This window comes from Alteromonas sp. IB21 (genome assembly GCF_016405965.1).
Taxonomy (GTDB): Bacteria; Pseudomonadota; Gammaproteobacteria; order Enterobacterales; family Alteromonadaceae; genus Alteromonas.
In genome coordinates, this window is sequence record NZ_JAEFCD010000002.1 from 231,393 (window position 1) to 250,028 (window position 18,636).

At 45.4% G+C, this 18,636-nt stretch carries 12 protein-coding genes; 8 read left to right on the top strand and 4 right to left on the bottom strand.

Annotation, left to right across the window (positions count from 1 at the left end):
* The first annotated feature begins 3 nt into the window (after window positions 1–3).
* Window positions 4–1,212 (top strand): AGE family epimerase/isomerase, encoded by a 1,209-nt coding sequence (locus tag JC525_RS02790; protein WP_198814296.1) that lies wholly within the window; start codon window positions 4–6, stop codon window positions 1,210–1,212.
* A gap of 104 nt (window positions 1,213–1,316) precedes the next feature.
* Here JC525_RS02790 and JC525_RS02795 read toward each other — a convergent pair whose 3' ends face one another.
* The 4 genes from JC525_RS02795 to JC525_RS02810 form a co-directional block, all read right to left on the bottom strand.
* Window positions 1,317–3,014 (bottom strand): PH domain-containing protein, encoded by a 1,698-nt coding sequence (locus JC525_RS02795; protein ID WP_198814305.1) that lies wholly within the window; start codon window positions 3,012–3,014, stop codon window positions 1,317–1,319.
* The gene (locus JC525_RS02800; protein ID WP_198814477.1) at window positions 3,014–3,568 is read right to left on the bottom strand and encodes a PH domain-containing protein; all 555 of its coding nucleotides are present in this window, start codon (window positions 3,566–3,568) and stop codon (window positions 3,014–3,016) included. Before JC525_RS02800 ends, JC525_RS02795 begins: the two co-directional genes overlap by 1 nt.
* A 165-nt stretch (window positions 3,569–3,733) precedes the next feature.
* Window positions 3,734–6,088: an aerobic respiration two-component sensor histidine kinase ArcB gene (gene arcB / locus JC525_RS02805; RefSeq protein ID WP_198814307.1), complete on the bottom strand. Its 2,355-nt coding sequence runs from the start codon at window positions 6,086–6,088 to the stop codon at window positions 3,734–3,736.
* A gap of 97 nt (window positions 6,089–6,185) precedes the next feature.
* Window positions 6,186–7,133 (bottom strand): N-acetylmuramoyl-L-alanine amidase, encoded by a 948-nt coding sequence (locus tag JC525_RS02810; protein ID WP_198814309.1) that lies wholly within the window; start codon window positions 7,131–7,133, stop codon window positions 6,186–6,188.
* A gap of 676 nt (window positions 7,134–7,809) precedes the next feature.
* Here JC525_RS02810 and gltB point away from each other — a divergent pair.
* The 7 genes from gltB to JC525_RS02845 all read left to right on the top strand — a co-directional run bounded on the left by gltB (window position 7,810) and on the right by JC525_RS02845 (window position 18,561).
* Window positions 7,810–12,276: a glutamate synthase large subunit gene (gene gltB, locus JC525_RS02815; protein ID WP_198814311.1), complete on the top strand. Its 4,467-nt coding sequence runs from the start codon at window positions 7,810–7,812 to the stop codon at window positions 12,274–12,276.
* Between the two features lie 13 nt (window positions 12,277–12,289).
* Window positions 12,290–13,705 carry an FAD-dependent oxidoreductase gene (locus JC525_RS02820; RefSeq protein ID WP_198814313.1) on the top strand — a complete coding sequence of 472 codons (1,416 nt, stop codon included), beginning with the start codon at window positions 12,290–12,292 and terminating at the stop codon, window positions 13,703–13,705.
* Between the two features lie 120 nt (window positions 13,706–13,825).
* Window positions 13,826–15,343 (top strand): M20/M25/M40 family metallo-hydrolase, encoded by a 1,518-nt coding sequence (locus JC525_RS02825; protein ID WP_198814315.1) that lies wholly within the window; start codon window positions 13,826–13,828, stop codon window positions 15,341–15,343.
* Window positions 15,344–15,503: 160 nt separating this feature from the next.
* Window positions 15,504–15,953, top strand: a complete 450-nt coding sequence (locus JC525_RS02830) for a hypothetical protein (RefSeq protein WP_198814316.1) — start codon at window positions 15,504–15,506, stop codon at window positions 15,951–15,953.
* Window positions 15,954–16,159: 206 nt separating this feature from the next.
* Window positions 16,160–16,747, top strand: a complete 588-nt coding sequence (locus JC525_RS02835; protein WP_198814318.1) for a DUF2726 domain-containing protein — start codon at window positions 16,160–16,162, stop codon at window positions 16,745–16,747.
* 166 nt (window positions 16,748–16,913) lie between these two features.
* Window positions 16,914–17,615 carry a 5'-methylthioadenosine/adenosylhomocysteine nucleosidase gene (locus JC525_RS02840; protein WP_198814320.1) on the top strand — a complete coding sequence of 234 codons (702 nt, stop codon included), beginning with the start codon at window positions 16,914–16,916 and terminating at the stop codon, window positions 17,613–17,615.
* A gap of 1 nt (window position 17,616) precedes the next feature.
* A complete protein-coding gene (locus JC525_RS02845) occupies window positions 17,617–18,561 on the top strand; it encodes a cobalamin biosynthesis protein CobD/CbiB (protein WP_198814322.1) in 945 nt (314 codons plus the stop codon).
* Window positions 18,562–18,636 lie beyond the last annotated feature (75 nt).

An 18,636-nucleotide genomic window follows, 5' to 3' on the forward strand; every position in this document is an offset into this window, starting at 1 on the left:
ACTATGCTTTCTCAACCAGATTTTTCATCTAAAGAATTCTTAGATTCGCATATAAAAAGCATACTGGCTTTCTACGAGCCTAATGTAGATGCTCTATCGGGCGGCTTCTATCAGAACTTTATGGATGATGGCAGTGTGTATGACACGAAGACACGCCACTTAGTGAGCTCTACACGTTTTGTTTTTAACTATGCGAGAGCTTACATCGCTTTTGGTGATATACGTTACAAGGAGCGTGTCGAGTCTGGTATTGAATTTTTACGTGAGTATCATTTGCAGAAAGATACTAAGGGCTATGCATGGACACTTTCTGTGGATGGAACCGAAAGCACAATTACTGATGCAACTAACCATTGCTACGGTTTAGCTTTTGTAATTTTAGCCTACAGCTGGGCACTTCGAGCTGGAGTGAAAGAGGCCGAGCAGTATATTCACGAAACGTTTTCGCTTATGGAAACGCACTTTTGGGATAGCGAATTCGGATTGTATAAAGACGAATTTAATGCTGACTTCTCAAAATGCAGTGACTACCGTGGTCAAAATGCCAATATGCATAGTTGCGAAGCCCTTATCGCGGCTTACGAAGCAACACGCTACGCTCCTTTTCTCGAGCGCGCTATAGCATTAGCTAGGAATATCACTATTCGTCAAGCAAACAAAGCTGATGGTCGAATTTGGGAACACTATACGAACACATGGGACGTAGATTGGGATTACAACAAAGATGATCCTAAAAACCTTTTTCGTCCTTGGGGATTTCAACCCGGTCATCATACTGAGTGGGCAAAGCTATTGTTACAAATTCACCAATATGAACCTCAAGATTGGTTAGTTGAACGAGCTTGTTCGTTGTTTGATTCCGTTATTGAAATAAGCTGGGACGATGCAAACGGAGGCTTATATTACGGCTTTGCTCCAGACAATAGTATTTGTGACGATGAAAAGTACTTTTGGGTACAAGCTGAATCATTTGCTTGTGCCGCCCGATTAGCGCTAGAAACGGGTAACGAAAAGTATTGGCAGTGGTACAACCGGATTTGGGATTACTCTTGGAGGCACATGGTTGATCACATATACGGCGCTTGGTTCAGGATTTTATCGGCTAACAATGAAAAGCTAGAAGAGACTAAAAGCCCAGTAGGAAAAACAGATTACCATACTATGGGCGCCTGCTATGACGTGCTAGATGCACTAAAGTTTTACCAAAAATAAAGCTTTAACCAAAAATCATACATAATGGTGTAAAAGCGCCAGCCTCTAATGAGGCGGCGCTTTTTAACTTAAATTCATAGTGAGTTTCGACAATTTCCGCTCGATTACATCCAAGATTTTCTCGTCGACTCCACGTCAAACAACACGCTGTCAGCAAGTGTGTTCACGTACTCTTCCGGCAGGAACGGCACAGTCACCGCGCCTGAAGCCAGCACGAATTTAATGGTGGCTAGCTTTTTCTTCTTCATAAATATACTCTGCTTAATAATAACTTGCTGCGCTTTATAGGGTTCGAAGCACTGGTAGTCTACGCCCACTCGTCCTCGTCTTATATAAACATACTTGTTATCGTAAGCTATTCCCCACCGCCACCATCTAAGTGTCAGTAAAAGCGCCACTGTGATAAAAGCAGTGACTGCGCCAATCATAATGTCTAAATGAGATGTTACTGCGCCAACGACGAAAACGCCCAGAAGTGGAGTAGTCCAGGCCGCAAGCAGCCAAAACCGAATGAAACGCCTGCTAATAGTATGATATTGCTGACCACGTAAATCACAACCTGGCATCACTTCCTGGCTAAGCTCAAAGGCTTCATCCTCAGTTACCGATGGCACAATGAGCTTATTTGGCGACATCAACTCTTGCACCTGTTGTCCAGCGGTAGAGTTCTGCTCGAAATACAAATTTACCCGCTTCAGCACTTTATCCAACCAGTCTTGCTTGGCTGTTATCATCTGTATACGTGATGCTCGCATGCTAACTTCTAGCTTGTTGAGTAAGCCACTGCGACGTATATATCGGTCTCCCGTTCTCGATAGCGTATAGCCGTAGAAAGTGAAAAGCGCACCGCCAACACTAAGCAGCGCCACCAAGGCCATAAGCATCATTAAAATGACAAAAGCGTAAAGACCAAACTGCCACCACGCTACCGTCTGCTCGCCCACGATTTGATTCAGCTGTAAACCTTTGCCTGCTAGCCACTCCGACACCACGCCAAATACGTCGTCATAAAACGGCGCTGCGGCACCTAAAATGATCCAAATGCGATTATTCGTAATTCCATGGATAATAATGTCTTTGACCGAACGACGGTTAAGCACTTCTTCATGTGTATGAGCATGCGTTGTGGCAGTATGCATTTTCGATGAATGTAATGTACTACTTCGCTTAGCAGACAATTCATCATCAGATATACAAGCAACGTCATCCACCTCGTGCTGCACTTTTTCATACAGCACCTGTTTTTTTAGGGCTTCAGCATAAGCTTCGGGTACCGCCACTATTTTGGCTTCTTCCTTACCACTTCCCGCTGTATCAAGTACCACTAACGCGTAGCCGAAGGGACGATAATAAAACGGTTTTTCTATCTTAACGTTTTGAATGCGCCACAACGGCAGATTGGTATACCGGCGTTGAAACACGCCATGATGAATTTCTACGTGCTGGTTGTGCACGCGAAATTTGTACATCAAGTAGCTAATTACGCCGCTGCCGCTAGTGGATAAAAATAGGACGCCAGCGCCAATTAGCACTTGGGGAGAAAAAAGGTTATCCCAAATGTTGAACGAAATAGCTAATGCGGGAATAACGTAAATAAGCCCTTGCGCGGTATTGGTAACGTTGCGGATGGTAAAATAAAGAATCGAAATAAGAGAGAGGCGCTGCCACTCTCCGCCGGTTTCTACTCTTAGCTTGGGGTCATCACTCCCACTGTCTTCGCTTTTAGAATGAAGAGAGGCATCTTCTCTTGGCTTTTGTGACTGCATTAGATTGACAGTTTGGTTTTCAGGAGGCGCTGGCATTAACGTGCACCTATGTCTTTATGCGCCAGTATGAATTCACGTAACTGCTCGGCGCGCGCTATACTTAACCCCGGTATTTCAAACGTGTACATTTCGCCACCAGCAGAAAAAACTTGAAGTGAAGCGAGGCCCGCCCATCTGTCTAGCGGCCCGCGATTTACCTCTACGTGCTGAACACGCAATATAGGTTGGCAGGAAAGCTTTCTGAAGATAAGCCCTGACTGCTTGCTAATGTCTTGCTCTCGTATTGCGTAGAATATACGAACATCAGCAAAAAAGTGGTACAGGGCCCACACGCTTCCTATTGCAAGTATACCCGCAACCACATAAGGGTACGCGATAAGCACGTTGTCAGGCAGCGACCAGAAACGTTGGAACCTCATGCCCGCTGCAATCCCCGTCAACGCCAAGGCTATTAACCCAATTGAGAAGATATTTAGCGCGCGATACTTTTTGGATATGGGTACCAAGGTAAGCGTTTTAAAAGACGGTATTTCATCAGCGCTCAGCTGATTATTTGAAAACACGGTTTCTTGTTGCGTGTCAGTCGTCATCACAAAAATTCCTTTTACCACTAAATTAGCCCGTTCAGTTTGCTGATTTACTCTAAACATCTAAAAAAATTCAAGCTTTGGAGCAACCTTGGTCCCCTGATCAAACAATAAAAAAGAGGGCAAGCCCTCTTTTTACATTAATCATTGTAGAGCGCATCGCGCAACTTAATCGTCAACCTGTTGTTCGTTAAGCCAGTCGTGCAGTGCTTTCATATCGTGCTGAACTGCCATCTGCAGCTCTTCCACCCAGTCATGCACGTTCTCCCACCACGTCGGGTGATCGCCCTGCTGTATTTGGTTAGCAATACGCTGTACACGAGCCAAACCAACAGAGCCAGCAGCCCCCTTAATCTTATGGGCTTGTGAACACACCTCTGACTTTTCGTCCGCACTTAAGCTCAGCTGCAGTATTTCCATGTACTCAGGCATTTTTTCTTGGAATACTTTAACGCTGGCGCGCACCATTTCATCCCCTATGGTATCAACCAACATCTGCAATAAGTCCATATCTAAAATGTTACTTAATGTTTTGTTTGGTTCAGGGCGCTCTACTTCCCCATCTACTTCTAGAGGAGCAGGAGGAGCATGGAACAACTCATTAAAGACCTCAATAACCCGCGATTTCTTGATCGGTTTAGCAATAACGTCATCCATGCCGTTTTCAAGATACTCGTTACGTTTTTTGATGACATTCGCCGTGAGCGCGACAATGGGCGTCTGCATAACTAAGTCTTCTTCAATTAACGTGCTTGCCACGTCAAATCCTGTCATGTCTGGCAGTTGTATATCCAACAATATGAGATCGTATTGTGTGGCTCGTGCTTTATCTATCGCTTCTTGCCCCGTCATAGCTACGTCAACCTTCTGACCAAGCTTTTCTAGCAAGGCTTTGGCCACCATAACGTTCAACTCAATATCTTCTACCAGCAAGATATTGAGCCCGGTGACTTCTAGCTGGGCTACTTTCATTGGGCTATTAGAAATTTGCACAGGCAACACAATTTCAAACCGCGTTCCTTTGCCTACTTGACTTGAAACGTGAATTTCACCCTTCATCAAGTCAACCATTTGCTTACAAATCGCCAGACCAATACCGGTCCCTGTTGCCGACTGATGATCAGGATGATCAACCTGATAGTACATGGCGAAAATTTTGTCGATCTCGCTTTCAGGTATGCCGACACCCGTGTCTTCTATCACAAATGTCACATACGCTTTATCGCCATCTGGCTTAGTAGCAGACACCGATAAACTCACATGCCCTTTTTGCGTAAACTTCACTGCGTTAAACAGTATATTCCACAGAATTTGTCGTAGGCGTGTTCCGTCTATCTCGACAAGACGCGGCAGCGGTTCGTTAATCTTGGTTTTAAAATCGAGTTGTTTATCTCCTGCAAGCAGGCGAATAATACTGCTCAGTTCCTCAGTAAAATCCTTAAGTGAAATCGTCTTAAGGCTTAACTCAAGCTTATCTCTGTCTAGTTTATCCAGGTCAATAATATCGTTAAAAATATTACCCAACGTTATCGCGCTTGCGTAAATAGTACTTACCCAGCTGAATTGCTCATCGTTTAACTCTGTATCACGCAGCATGCGGCTTAAGCCAACAATGCCATTTAATGGCGTACGCAGTTCGTGACTAATGGTGGCGATAAAGCGGGTTTTGTCCGTGCTAGCCTTAGCAGCAGCATTCTCGGCCTGTTTACGCTCAGTCATATCTCGACCGAAAGACAGTAAACCTAAACGGTTACCTTCTTTATCGAAGAATGGCACACGCTTCATTTCGAAGTAGCGTCGACGACCGTCAGCAAAGCGCAACCACAATTCTTCTGTAATACTGGCGTTGGTTTCTAATACTTCGTGGTCACTGGCAACAATTTGGCGAGCAAGTTCTTCTTCATAGACATCTTTCGGGGTTAACCCCAGCAGCTCTTGCTCGGTTTTCCCCGTCATAAGTTCGGCTATACGATTACAGCCAGCAAAGCGGCCTTCTTCATTACGGTAGTAAATAAGGTCTGGGGAAGCGTCGATAATCGAACGAAGCAGTGTAGAGAGACGACGTGCCTGAGCTTCTTGCTCTGACTTATCTTGAATTTCTCTTTCTAAATCTTTAAAGAGAGCTTCACGCTCTTCTTGTGCTTGTTTACGCTGCTCTATCTCATGGTTTAACTGTCTGATATTACTCTGAAGCTCTCGGTTCAGAAAAACATCCTCTTCTCGCAAACTTTCTAACTGGCTTACCACTTCTTTTAAATTAGTTCGTGAGTTTTCTAATTGCTTAATTAACTCACTGAAGAAGTACAATACCCATGGCGCTGAAAGCATCGTAAGGACAACGGCACTAATAAAATCATCAGGCTGAACCTGACTCCCCATGCTCACACGAATTACGTATGAACCGCCAAGCGTGAACACAAGCGAAAGAACAACAAAAAGAATGCTGAGCTTTAGCGTGCCAAAACGCTGCACAAATTGAGCAAAGCGAATTGCCCAGGAATCGTTTGGTGAATCTGAATGCATGTACGTCTAATTAAAGCTTATTTTGCCTTTATCCTATCAGGCTTTCACCACTTCGGGAATGCGTTAAATTTTCTATCAACATGCCCGAGGTGAGTGTTTACACTTGAAACGGCAACTTCTCAGAGATGTCATTGATGTATTGCGTGTTCACCCACCCTGTTTTTGTGAAAGAAACTTTTGCCCACTCCCCCTGCTTTTCAACTATCTTTAACACTTCGCCTTTGTGCAACGTATTATCCAGTAGCGGAGATGACATGCTCGGCCCCTTACGCACATTTAAAGCGTTGGCGCTTACGCTAGCCACGGCCCCCTCTTTGTCAGGCAAAAAATTTTCACGCCCCGCATGGTTTTCTTTACGTAAACCGTCTTCTTTGGCTAGCTCATCTATTCGTGAGTGCAATTCCTGCTCATGTGCACGTGCCATCAACGACTTTCTTAGTGCTTCCATTGGAAATGCCGGACCGGGATCAACCTTGCGAGAAGGCGCTATTTCTTCATGTCCAACCACTGTAGAGATTGAATAGTGAGCACAAAGCACGCGACAAAGACTGACTGTTTTAGCGATTTGTATGTCTGAATATTTATGCCAGTAACCCATGACGGATTGATGAGGGTGTTGCGCGGCCACAACGTCGCGTTCATCATATAGCTTACCAAACCAGCTTTCGAAGAGGCCATCGCCTTTCGGCTCTAGCTGTCCGGCATTATCTAATTCGATACCTATCGAATATCGGTTTAAACCACTTCTTCCGGCGTAAGCGCTTTCGCCAGCATGCCATGCTATTTGATTAGTCGGCAGCAATTGTACGATGTCGCCGTTTCGACCAATGACAAAATGAGCCGAAACGCCACTATTAACACGAGTGAGAACATCGACAGATGACTGTAGACTGCTTCCGGCAGTGAAATGAACGACGATGGTATCCGGGGCGTTGGGCTCAAATAGCCCAGAGGTATTGGGCGACGCTTTAAAACTCACACTCTCGCCAATCAGCCTATGTTCAATGAGCTTAAGTGAATTTTCAGGAAGTGAGGATAGGGGCATTGTCTACTATTCCTTATTGGTCATGCCTAGCACTGTGACAGTGAACCTTTTTGCTTTACCTCTTACTAACACTTTCAATTGCCGGCCAGCTAACGCGTAATGTCGAAAGCACTATCAAGTCCAACACACCACATTTAACTTTACACTAGTTCGATTTTTAACCAACATAACAAAGTTCTTATGTAACCGGAACTAAAACTTTACAATTTAATAAAAATACAGCCCAACCAAGCATTGACTACATAAAACAACAATTAATCAGAATATTTATTCAACTAATTTATATAAATGAAAACCATTATCATTTGAGAGGTGTAATATAATTGCTTTTTTAGGCTAATAACATTTTTGTTACAAACTTAAAATAAAGAATATAAGCAAATGAAAAGTAAAGACTTAATTATATTTATACTAAAAGCTAACGAACCGACTAATTTTAGCGTTTGATTTTAGTTTTCAATGTGGGTATTTTGTACGGCCCGCAACGCAATAATGCATAAAAATGCGGAAACGACTGGTAATCCTCTAATAATAAATAACGACTAGAAAGGCGCACACTGTCAGCAATAACGCTAGCAGGTTCAAAAGACGTCTAATAATGTTGTGATACGCAAACCTAGGCGCATCTACACACAACGCATACCTTGCCCAGTCAAAAGGTTGAAGGAGTTAAGAGATGAGTTTATATAATCCCAATGATTCCCGGGACAACTGTGGGTTTGGCTTAATTGCTCACACTCATGGGGAAGCCAGTCACGAATTGGTAACAACTGCTATACACGGCCTTGACCGTATGCAGCATCGTGGCGGTATCGCCGCCGACGGGAAAACCGGTGACGGCTGTGGTTTATTACTACAGAAACCGGATGCGTTCTTCCATGCAATCGCCGAAGAAAATGGCTGGAAACTCAGCAAAAAATACGGCGTTGGCATGATTTTTTTGAGTCAGGACCCAGTGCTTGCGCAAGCCGCGCGTGAAGTACTCAATGAAGAACTTGAAAAAGAGACACTCTCAGTAGTGGGCTGGCGCGAAGTGCCTGTCGACCGCTCGGTACTGGGTGAACTCGCGCTAACAGGCGTTCCACAAATCGAGCAGGTGTTTGTTAACGCACCAGCGGGTTGGAGAAAGCGCGACCTAGAACGTCGCTTGTATATGATCCGCCGCCGCGCTGAAAAGCGTCTTGAAAAAGATCCCGATTTTTACGTGGCTTGTCTTTCAGGCCTCGTAACGATTTATAAAGGTTTGGTAATGCCAAAAGACTTGCCTGCCTTTTATCACGATCTTGCCGATGAGCGTATGCAAAGTGCAATCTGTGTATTCCACCAGCGCTTCTCGACAAACACACTACCGCGCTGGCCGCTAGCCCAGCCTTTCCGTTTCCTTGCGCACAATGGTGAAATTAATACCATTAAAGGAAACCGTGACTGGGCAATGGCCCGCGCTGCTAAATTCTCAACGCCACTCATTCCAGATCTAAAAGACGCGGCACCGTTCGTTAACACCGAAGGTTCTGATTCTTCGTCATTGGATAATATGCTTGAGCTATTTCTAGCTGGCGGTATGGATTTATTCCGTGCCATGCGCCTGCTTGTTCCACCGGCGTATCAAAACAACAAAACCATGGACGATGACCTTCGTGCATTTTACGAGTTTAACTCGATGCACATGGAACCATGGGACGGCCCAGCCGGTATCGTTTTAACGAACGGTCGCCACGTAGCCTGCAACCTTGATAGAAACGGCTTGCGCCCTGCACGTTACGTTATCACCAAGAATGGCTTCATTACCCTTGCCTCGGAAGTCGGTATATGGGATTACGAGCAGGCTGACGTTTTAGAAAAAGGCCGCGTAGGCCCAGGCGAAATGCTTGCTGTGGATACTTATACGGGCAAAATCTGGCGTTCTACCGAAATTGACGACGACCTTAAAGTTCGCCACCCTTATAAAGAGTGGTTGGAAAAACACATTCGTCGCCTTACGCCAATCGAACAGCTTGATGCTTCGCTTATAGGAAAGCGCGTATTTGATGATGATGCCATGGCGGTGTATCACAAGCTTCACGCCTACAGCTATGAAGAAATTCAACAAGTTGTGAAAGTACTGGCAAAAGACGGACAAGAAGCCGTTGGCTCTATGGGTGACGACACGCCAATGGCGGTCATGTCATCACGCCAGCGTACTGTTTACGACTACTTCCGTCAGCAGTTTGCGCAGGTTACAAATCCACCTATCGACCCATTACGTGAAAACCACGTTATGTCGTTGGCAACCTGTATTGGCCGCGAACAAAACGTATTTAGCGAAACGTCAGGTTACGCTGACCGCGTGCTATTCGACTCGCCAATATTGATGTATACCGATCTTAAACAGCTGCGTGAATTTAACCCAGATAACTACTATTCAGAAGTAGTAGAACTTCAATACGCACCTCAGGAGGGCTTGAAGAAAGCCATTGAGCGCGTGTGTAACGAAGTAGAAATGCTGGTTAAAAATAAGCGCGCTGCGTTTGTGATTCTGTCTGACAGAAACATTAAGCAAAGCCGTTTAGTGATCCCTGCTGCAATGGCCGTGGGTGCGGTACAGCGCCGTTTGGTTGAAAAATCACTGCGCTGCGACGCGAACGTGGTTGTTGAAACAGCGAGTGCCCGTGACCCGCATCACTTTGCCGTACTTATTGGCCTCGGTGCAACGGCGGTTTATCCATTCCTTGCCTATGAAACTATCGAACAGCTTTGCGAAAAAGGCGAGCTAGACATATCTCCTATGCAGGCCACGTTGAACTACCGTAAAGGTATCAATAAAGGCTTGTATAAGATCATGTCGAAAATGGGTATCAGTACTGTTGCCAGTTATCGCAGTTCTAAGCTATTTGAGGCTGTGGGTATTAACAATGAAGTCATGAACTTGTGCTTTAAAGGTGTAACTTCGCGTATTCAAGGCGCGGGCTTCGATGATTTCCATCAAGATCTGATAAATCTAAACCGCGTTGCATGGCTTAAGCGTAAGTCTGTGGATCACGGTGGCTTGCTTAAGTATGTGCACGGTGGCGAATACCATGCGTACAACCCAGATGTTGTAAGCACGCTTCAAAAGGCCGTTGTTTCAGGTAATTACGACGATTACCAACAATACGCCAAGCTTGTTAACGAGCGTGCGCCTGCGCACATCCGCGATTTGTTAGCCATTAATCCTAATTGTGACCCTATTGATATTAGCGAAGTTGAAGCGCCGGAAAACCTATTCCCGCGCTTTGACACTGCGGCGATGTCAATTGGTGCACTAAGCCCTGAAGCGCATGAGGCGCTTGCGATTGCGATGAACCGCTTGGGCGGTCAATCAAACTCTGGCGAAGGTGGCGAACACCCTTCTCGCTTTGGGACTGAAAAGAACTCAAAAATTAAGCAGGTTGCATCAGGACGCTTTGGTGTTACGCCACACTATTTGGTTAACGCTAACGTTATTCAAATTAAAGTGGCACAAGGTGCAAAACCGGGTGAAGGTGGTCAGCTTCCTGGTGACAAAGTGAATAAATACATCGCACAGCTTCGTTTCTCTGTGCCAGGTGTAACGCTTATTTCACCGCCTCCGCACCACGATATCTATTCTATAGAAGATTTAGCACAGCTAATCTTCGACTTGAAACAGGTTAATCCAACGGCGCTTATCTCAGTTAAGCTAGTATCTGAGCCGGGCGTGGGTACCATTGCTACGGGTGTAGCGAAAGCCTATGCCGACCTTATCACCGTGTCAGGCTATGACGGTGGTACAGGTGCAAGCCCGTTAACATCAGTGAAATACGCAGGTAGTCCGTTCGAGCTTGGCCTATCTGAAACGCAACAAGCCCTTATCGAAAATGGCTTACGCCACAAGGTACGCGTTCAAACTGACGGTGGTTTGAAAACCGGTCTTGATGTGGTTAAAGCGGGTATATTGGGTGCTGAAAGCTTTGGCTTTGGTACCGGTCCAATGGTTGCATTAGGGTGTAAATACTTACGTATTTGTCACTTAAACAACTGTGCGACAGGTGTTGCAACTCAGGATCAAAAGCTGCGTGACGACCACTTCATTGGTTTGCCTGACATGGTAATGAACTACTTCAAGTTCATTGCTCAGGAAGTGCGTGAAATCATGGCATCTATGGGTATCGCTAAGTTCGACGACCTTGTTGGCCGCACGGAGCTACTTAAAGTACTCGATGGCATCACCGCTAAGCAAAATCGTTTAGATTTGTCTCCGTTACTGGCGCAGCCAAAGGCGGGCGAGCATACGCGCTTATTCTGCTCACAAACGACCAATGCACCTATCGATAAAGGTGAGTTGAACGCACAGATGCTTAAAGATGGTCAGCAAGCCGTACTCGATGGTAAATCGATTACACTTAAATACCCAATTCGCAACACAGACCGTTCTGTAGGCGCATTGCTATCAGGTGAAATCGCTAAACATCACGGTAATCAGGACTTTGAAGATACACCGATTAAAGTTGAGCTAACCGGAACAGCAGGCCAAAGCTTCGGCGTTTGGAACGCAGGCGGTTTACACATGCATCTTGAAGGCGACGCTAACGATTACGTAGGTAAAGGCATGACAGGCGGTAAGCTTGTTATTCATCCACCTCGCGATATCTCATACGACGCACACAACAGTGCCATTATGGGCAACACCTGCCTTTACGGAGCAACGGGCGGTAAGCTATTAGCTGCGGGCCGTGCTGGTGAGCGATTTGCTGTGCGCAACTCTGGTGCGATTGCTGTGGTTGAAGGCATTGGCGATAACGGCTGTGAATATATGACAGGCGGTATCGTGGCGGTACTTGGCCCGGTTGGTGTTAACTTCGGTGCAGGTATGACAGGTGGTTTTGCCTATCTTTTGGATGATAACGATGACTTGGACAACCGCGTTAACGGAGAGCTTGTCGATGTTATGCCAATTGAAGACAAAGCGATTCTTGCTGAGCACTTGCGTGGCTTAATTAATCAACATTATGAAGAGACAGGCAGTGAGCACTCGTTGTCGCTACTGACTGATTTCGCCGCAACGTTGAAGCGCTTCAAGCTTATTAAGCCAAAAACCAGTGATGTGAAAAACTTGCTTGGTCACATCAGTCGTTCAAGTGCTGAATTACGCATTCAGGCTCAGTAGGAGGATTTAGTTTATGGCAAAGAACGTATATCAATTTGTCGATGTTGAACGTATCGATCCGCCGAAAAAGCCGATCATGGTACGAAAACATGAGTTCGCGGAAATTTATCAGCCGCTCAGCCAATCTCAAACCGAAGGCCAAGCAGACCGCTGCTTGGACTGCGGTAACCCTTATTGTGAATGGAAGTGTCCAGTGCACAACTACATTCCTCAGTGGTTGAGCTTAGCTAACGAAGGTCGAATTTTAGAAGCCGCGGAGCTTTCGCATAAAACTAACAGCTTGCCAGAAGTCTGTGGTCGCGTTTGTCCACAAGACAGACTGTGCGAAGGTGCATGTACGCTTAATGACGACTTTGGTGCTGTAACCATTGGTAGTATTGAAAAGTACATTACCGATACCGCGTTTAAGATGGGCTGGCGCCCAGACATGTCTGACGTAGTATGGACCGACAAGAAAGTGGCGATTGTAGGCGCAGGCCCAGCTGGCCTTGCATGTGCGGATATTCTGGTACGTAACGGTGTTAAACCTGTTGTTTACGATAAGTATGAAGAAATTGGCGGCCTACTCACGTTTGGTATCCCTTCTTTCAAACTAGAGAAAGACGTGATCAAACTGCGCCGCCAAATATTTACCGAAATGGGTGTTGAGTTTGTACTTAACACTGAAATCGGCAAAGACATCCAGTTCCAAGACTTGCTTGATAAATACGATGCTGTTTTCCTAGGCATGGGTACCTACAAGTCGATGCAAGGCGGTTTTGACAACGAACATGTCGAAGGTGTTTACGAGGCGCTGCCGTTTCTTATCGCAAATACTAACCGCGTAATGGGCCTTGAAAAAGACCCTGCTGATTTCATCGATATGAAAGGCAAACGGGTTGTTGTGCTCGGTGGTGGTGATACTACGATGGACTGCGTACGGACATCTATTCGTCAGGGCGCTGCGCAAGTAACCTGTGCTTATCGTCGTGACGAAGAAAGTATGCCGGGCTCGCGCCGTGAAGTGGTTAACGCAAAGGAAGAAGGTGTAGAGTTTAAATTTAACCTTCAACCGTTAGATATCGCTGTCGATGAGAATGGCAAAGCTTGTGGCGTTAAGCTCGTTAAGACAGAAATGGGCCCACCGGATGCCAATGGTCGTCGCCGTCCTGTTGAAGTGGAAGGTTCAGAGCACGTGCTTGAAGCAGACGCGGTTATTATCGCTTTCGGCTTCCAGCCTAGCCCTGCACCATGGTTTGGTGACTTCGGCATTATGCTTGATGAAAAAGGGCGCGTACGCGCTCCTTCAGCGGGTAAATTTGCGTTCCAAACCTCCCATCCCCAGGTATTTGCCGGTGGTGATATGGTGCGAGGTAGTGATCTTGTTGTTACTGCCATCGACGAAGGCCGTAAAGCTGCCGAAGGTATCATGGACTATATTGGCGTTTAAGTTGCGCTTAAATGTCTGTTAACAGAAAGCTCGATAGTCTAACTATCGAGCTTTTTTTTGTTTAAAACTAACGAGATACGCTTTACAGTAGCTACAAGCATATATTGAAAGGATGACATCATGGGCGTGCGTTTATTACTTGTTTACGGATTGGCTTTCGTTTCTTTTTCTCTCTATTCAAAAGCGGATGACCACCGCTCGCTCACCGAAACGGCAACTTCGGACGTCTTTAATGAGTATTTGGAATACCTTACGCTACCCAATGTAGCCACGCAGTCTGCTGCTGATATTAGAAAGGTCGCTGAATGGACGGTTGCGAAATACAGTGAATATGGCGTTAATACCCAGCTTCTCGACAATGAGGGGATGCCTATGGTTTATGCTGATTACATGTTGGCTGGTGAGGATGCCCCTACCGTTCTCTTCTATGCTCATATGGATGGTCAACCGGTTAACCCAGAGGTTTGGGAACAAGAAAGCCCGTGGCAGCCAGTGCTTAAAGTAGAAGAAAATGGCACATGGGTCGAAAAGCCTCTGTCACTACTAAAAAATCAATATAATCCTAACTGGCGAATATTCGCGCGCTCGGCCTCAGATGATAAAGCGCCCATTATGATGCTGCTTGCCGCGCTTCACACATTGTCGTTAAACCAAACTTCTCCGTCGGTTAATGTCAAGGTACTGCTAGATTCAAATGAAGAAGGCGGTAGCCCTTTACTGGCAACAGTTATTGAAAAGAATAAAAACCTGCTATCTGCTGATGCAGTAGTAATGCTAGACGGGCCTATGCATCCGTCTAATGCCCCAACCGTAGTATTTGGACATCGTGGTGCTACGCTTGTAAAACTGACGACTTATGGGCCTATTTCCGATAGTCACAGCGGTCACTTTGGTAACTACATTCAAAATCCTGCTTTTATGCTTTCTTCTCTTTTAGCTGGCATGAAAAACGAAAATGGCATGGTGACGATTCCGAATTACTATGGAGATTCACCTTTGCCAGAAGAAATAAAAAACGTGCTTCGAGAAATACCCATCGATGAAAAGGCGCTACTGGCGCGCCTTGGTGTAGTAAAGGCCGAGTCTGTCGGCAGCAATTATTATGAATCTATTAGCCTGCCCTCTTTAAACATCAATGGATTAAGTGCAGCCAGCACGACAGCCGTAAGAACTATCATCCCTTCTTACGCCACCGCATCTATCGATATTCGAACAACAAAAGACGCCCACTCTTCACGACAAGTTAATCTATTAAAAGACTTTGTTAGGGCCAGGGGATATCACATTGTCGATGAGGTGCCATCAAAAGAAGTTCGCCTTAAACATGAAAAACTCATTCGTATGGAGGTCTCCCAAGGTACCGCAGCACTCCAAACACCCCTTGATGAAAGCGTTGGAGTATGGGCCAAAAAGGCATTACAGTCCGTGAGCGAGGGCAAGGTCGTTGTTATCCCTATGATGGGCGGTACTGTCCCCACCGCTCCCCTTGTAACCCGCTTAAATAAACCTGTGATCCTTATTCCATTAGTTAATGCTGATAATAATCAACATGCCCCCAACGAAAATCTGCGTATAGGCAATTTTTACAGTGGTACGAATGCGCTATATCAATTGCTGACTACCCCTTACTCCCCGTGATAAGGGGTGTTGAAGAAGTCATGCTATAAAACCTAGACCTATACGGAAAACCTGACGGATATACGTTAATAGACCAAGGTTTAGTTGAAGCACGAGGATTACGTCTTTACTATCATATAAACAAATAAAAAGCACCGCACGTTGGATAAAGAATTTACCTATGAAGCACGTAAACATCAGAAAACCTGTACTTTGTTTCGCATTAGCCTTAGCGGCGAGTCATGTATGCTTTGCTGATACTATTTCAGTAGATTCTTCAATAAATGCTCAAGTCCAAAACCAGACCAAGCATCAAGACGGGCTATCTTCAAAGACAACGCCAAGCACAGTGTCTTGCCCTTCTGATTTTAAACAGGTTAAGATTTCTGATGATGCGAGACAATGCCAAGCATTTGACGAAAGCATGACCGCGGTAATGATTTATCACTCTCCAGTCTCCCCAAGTGAGATGCTTAGTTTCTATCAAGCTGCGCACCCATCGCTAAAAGCTCACTCCCCCATTAGCGGTCGCACCTTGCTCACTTCTGAAAATAAGGCGTTAAGGGTAATAATAAGCCCCGATAAAACCGGATCTCAAGTCGATATTCTGGTTACATCCAACAGCAAATAATCTCTCTGTTTAAAAAGCCGCGTAAACCTACTCATGTTGGCATCTGGCTTGCAATTTCAATAAGTACAACACTGTGACAGTGCCTGGCGTCATTTTTATGACACCGATAAAGCGAAGGTGCCCGAGTTAGCTTAAAAAAATGAGCGCACCTTAACTAACCGAACTGTCACGGGCTTTTATTTTTTTTGATATTTGCGAGGGTTACGATGGAATTGGCAATTATTCTAATGATGTTACTTATTGTAGTTGCGCTAGGTGCCATAAAATTGTCAGATGGCGGGGTCGCGTTTCCATTCAGACGAAAGCCACAGTTATTCACGCCTGTTGAACATACGTTCTTAAATCTTATCGAGCAGGCGGTGGGAAGAGAGTTTAGAATTGTGTGCCGCGTGCGCCTTAACGACCTCATTGCCGTCCGTCAATCGACTAACAAAAAAACGGCTAGTCAAGCGTTAAGCAGAGCATCTAGTCGTCAACTTGATTTTGTTTTAGTGAACAAACACGACATGAGCCCGGTTATGGCTATTGATCTTGTTCACAGCCAAGGTAAAGAAGGTTATAAATCTCAAAAAGACTGGTTCGTAACAGGAGCGCTCGACGCTGCTGGTCTTCCTCACGCAAGAATTAAAGTGAAATCTGGCTATACGGTAGATGACATTCGAGAATGCGTAGAAAATAAACTCATTCCATACCGTCGCCTACAACAGAAAATGGCTCAGTTGCCGACGCATAACCCTGAACCGACAAAACGACCAACTCGCCCAATCCGTTCAAGCAGACCTGCGGCGGCTTAATCTAACAAGCCTAACTTCCCCTAGCCTTTGTTGCATTGCTATTTTCTTACTCTCAAATAGCAGTAACAAAGGCGTTTTTCTGTCAGTTTTAAAGATTTCCTTATACAATTAAGCTATTAAAGAGCGTATTCACGCGTTAAATCCCCTCAACATCGTCGGTATAGTTATGAAAAAAATTGGTATTTTAGGTGCAATGGACGAAGAAGTTGCGCTACTTAAAGCGTCACTTTGCGATGTAAAAGAAACTCAGTGGAAGCACCTTACGTTTTACGAAGGCACACTTAACGACCTAGACGTTGTGCTAGTAAAATGCGGGATTGGTAAAGTTGCTGCCGCCCTTGCCACCACGGTACTTATTGAGCAATATGCTCCCGATGCTGTGGTTAATACCGGTTCAGCCGGTGGCTTTGATAAAACCCTCAATATTGGCGACTTGGTTATTGCTAGCCACGTCATTCACCATGATGCCGACCTTACTCATTTTGGTTATAAGCTAGGCCAGTGTGCCGGTATGCCTGAAGATTTTCGTTGTGATACTACACTGATGGAAGCAGCACATAATGCTGCGGCAACCATCACATCGCTTCAATCGACAACTGGCTTGATTTGTACTGGCGATGCATTTATCGGTAGCGATGAAGCAGTAGCAGAGCTACGTAAAAACTTTCCTGATATGAAAGCAGTTGAAATGGAAGGCGTCGCTATAGGCCAAACTTGCTACATGCTTGACACGCCATTTCTTGTGATTCGTTCGCTGTCGGACATTGCTGGAAAAACATCATCGGTTAGCTTCAAAGAATATTTAGACACTGCTGCCAAAAATTCAGCACAGCTTGTAATGGCGATGATAAAAGCACTCGCAAAATAAGATGACAGACATTATTAGCGACCCTAGATATCAGTCGCTATTAGTACTTTGGTTGGCAGTTGCCGTTGATGCACTGTGGCGCTGGCCCCAAAGTACTCACCCGTTAACACTAATGCGCTACCTTGTTCAACAGATGGGGCGCAAAGTCGTACCATCGCGCGACTATGGCCCTAGCCAGCATTATATTTCAGGCTCTCTCGCCGCGCTTGTCCTGCTTGCTCCGTTTGTAATTTGTGTTGCCATTTTGGTCTATATGGCGCAATACCCTGTTTTCTTCGAGGCCATCATACTTATTGCGCTACTCGATTTTGGCTATCAGCGCCAACAATATAAAAGGGTGTTGACAAGTGTTGGTAGAAATAAAAAATCTCTTGCAAGAGAGATGGTGCAAACAATAACCGCGAGGCAATGTGATTCATTGTCTGATATTGGCATTGCTAAAGCCGCTATTGAGTCACTATGGCTGAAATTTCTTTATCTTTACTGCGGTGTCATCTTCTACTATCTAGTCACTGGCCCAATTGGTGCACTCATTTACCGTTTACTGCTACTTACGTCGTGGCAATGGCATTATCGCACGCCAAAAATGGTTTATTTTGCCCGACCTGTGCGAAAGCTCGTGTATTTACTTTCCTTTCCACCTGCCTTGTTTGGTGGATTTATAACTCTTCTTGTTAGTCATCCAATCAAGGGGTTGAGTGCCGTAAAACGTTCACCTGTAAAAGATAAAACCTCGCTACTTCTTGCATTACTGGGCGGCGTGCTCAATATAAAGCTTGGAGGGCCGGCTATCTACGCAAATAAAAAGTATCGTTACACCCGAGTCGGGGGCGAATGCGATGTAAAATACTCAAACATGATTGCTGCCAAGTCTATCATTACGTATGCAATGCTAGTAACAACCGCCGTAGCTTCGCTTGTATTGTTGGCAGCAGCCCTCGTTTAGCCCCCACATGTTGATGGGTGATAACAATCAATGTCCTGCCGGTGATCATTTGAGTCGTGACACAGTGATAAAATG

Bases quoted from the DNA above. Each gene is read 5' to 3' on its own strand.
- JC525_RS02795 (WP_198814305.1), bottom strand. From the start codon at position 3,014: ATGCCAGCGCCTCCTGAAAACCAAACTGTCAATCTAATGCAGTCACAA.
- arcB (WP_198814307.1), bottom strand. From the start codon at position 6,088: ATGCATTCAGATTCACCAAACGATTCCTGGGCAATTCGCTTTGCTCAA.
- JC525_RS02835 (WP_198814318.1), top strand. From the start codon at position 16,160: ATGGAATTGGCAATTATTCTAATGATGTTACTTATTGTAGTTGCGCTA.
- JC525_RS02800 (WP_198814477.1), bottom strand. From the start codon at position 3,568: ATGACGACTGACACGCAACAAGAAACCGTGTTTTCAAATAATCAGCTG.
- JC525_RS02830 (WP_198814316.1), top strand. From the start codon at position 15,504: ATGAAGCACGTAAACATCAGAAAACCTGTACTTTGTTTCGCATTAGCC.
- gltB (WP_198814311.1), top strand. From the start codon at position 7,810: ATGAGTTTATATAATCCCAATGATTCCCGGGACAACTGTGGGTTTGGC.
- JC525_RS02820 (WP_198814313.1), top strand. From the start codon at position 12,290: ATGGCAAAGAACGTATATCAATTTGTCGATGTTGAACGTATCGATCCG.
- JC525_RS02840 (WP_198814320.1), top strand. From the start codon at position 16,914: ATGAAAAAAATTGGTATTTTAGGTGCAATGGACGAAGAAGTTGCGCTA.
- JC525_RS02845 (WP_198814322.1), top strand. From the start codon at position 17,617: ATGACAGACATTATTAGCGACCCTAGATATCAGTCGCTATTAGTACTT.
- JC525_RS02810 (WP_198814309.1), bottom strand. From the start codon at position 7,133: ATGCCCCTATCCTCACTTCCTGAAAATTCACTTAAGCTCATTGAACAT.
- JC525_RS02825 (WP_198814315.1), top strand. From the start codon at position 13,826: ATGGGCGTGCGTTTATTACTTGTTTACGGATTGGCTTTCGTTTCTTTT.
- JC525_RS02790 (WP_198814296.1), top strand. From the start codon at position 4: ATGCTTTCTCAACCAGATTTTTCATCTAAAGAATTCTTAGATTCGCAT.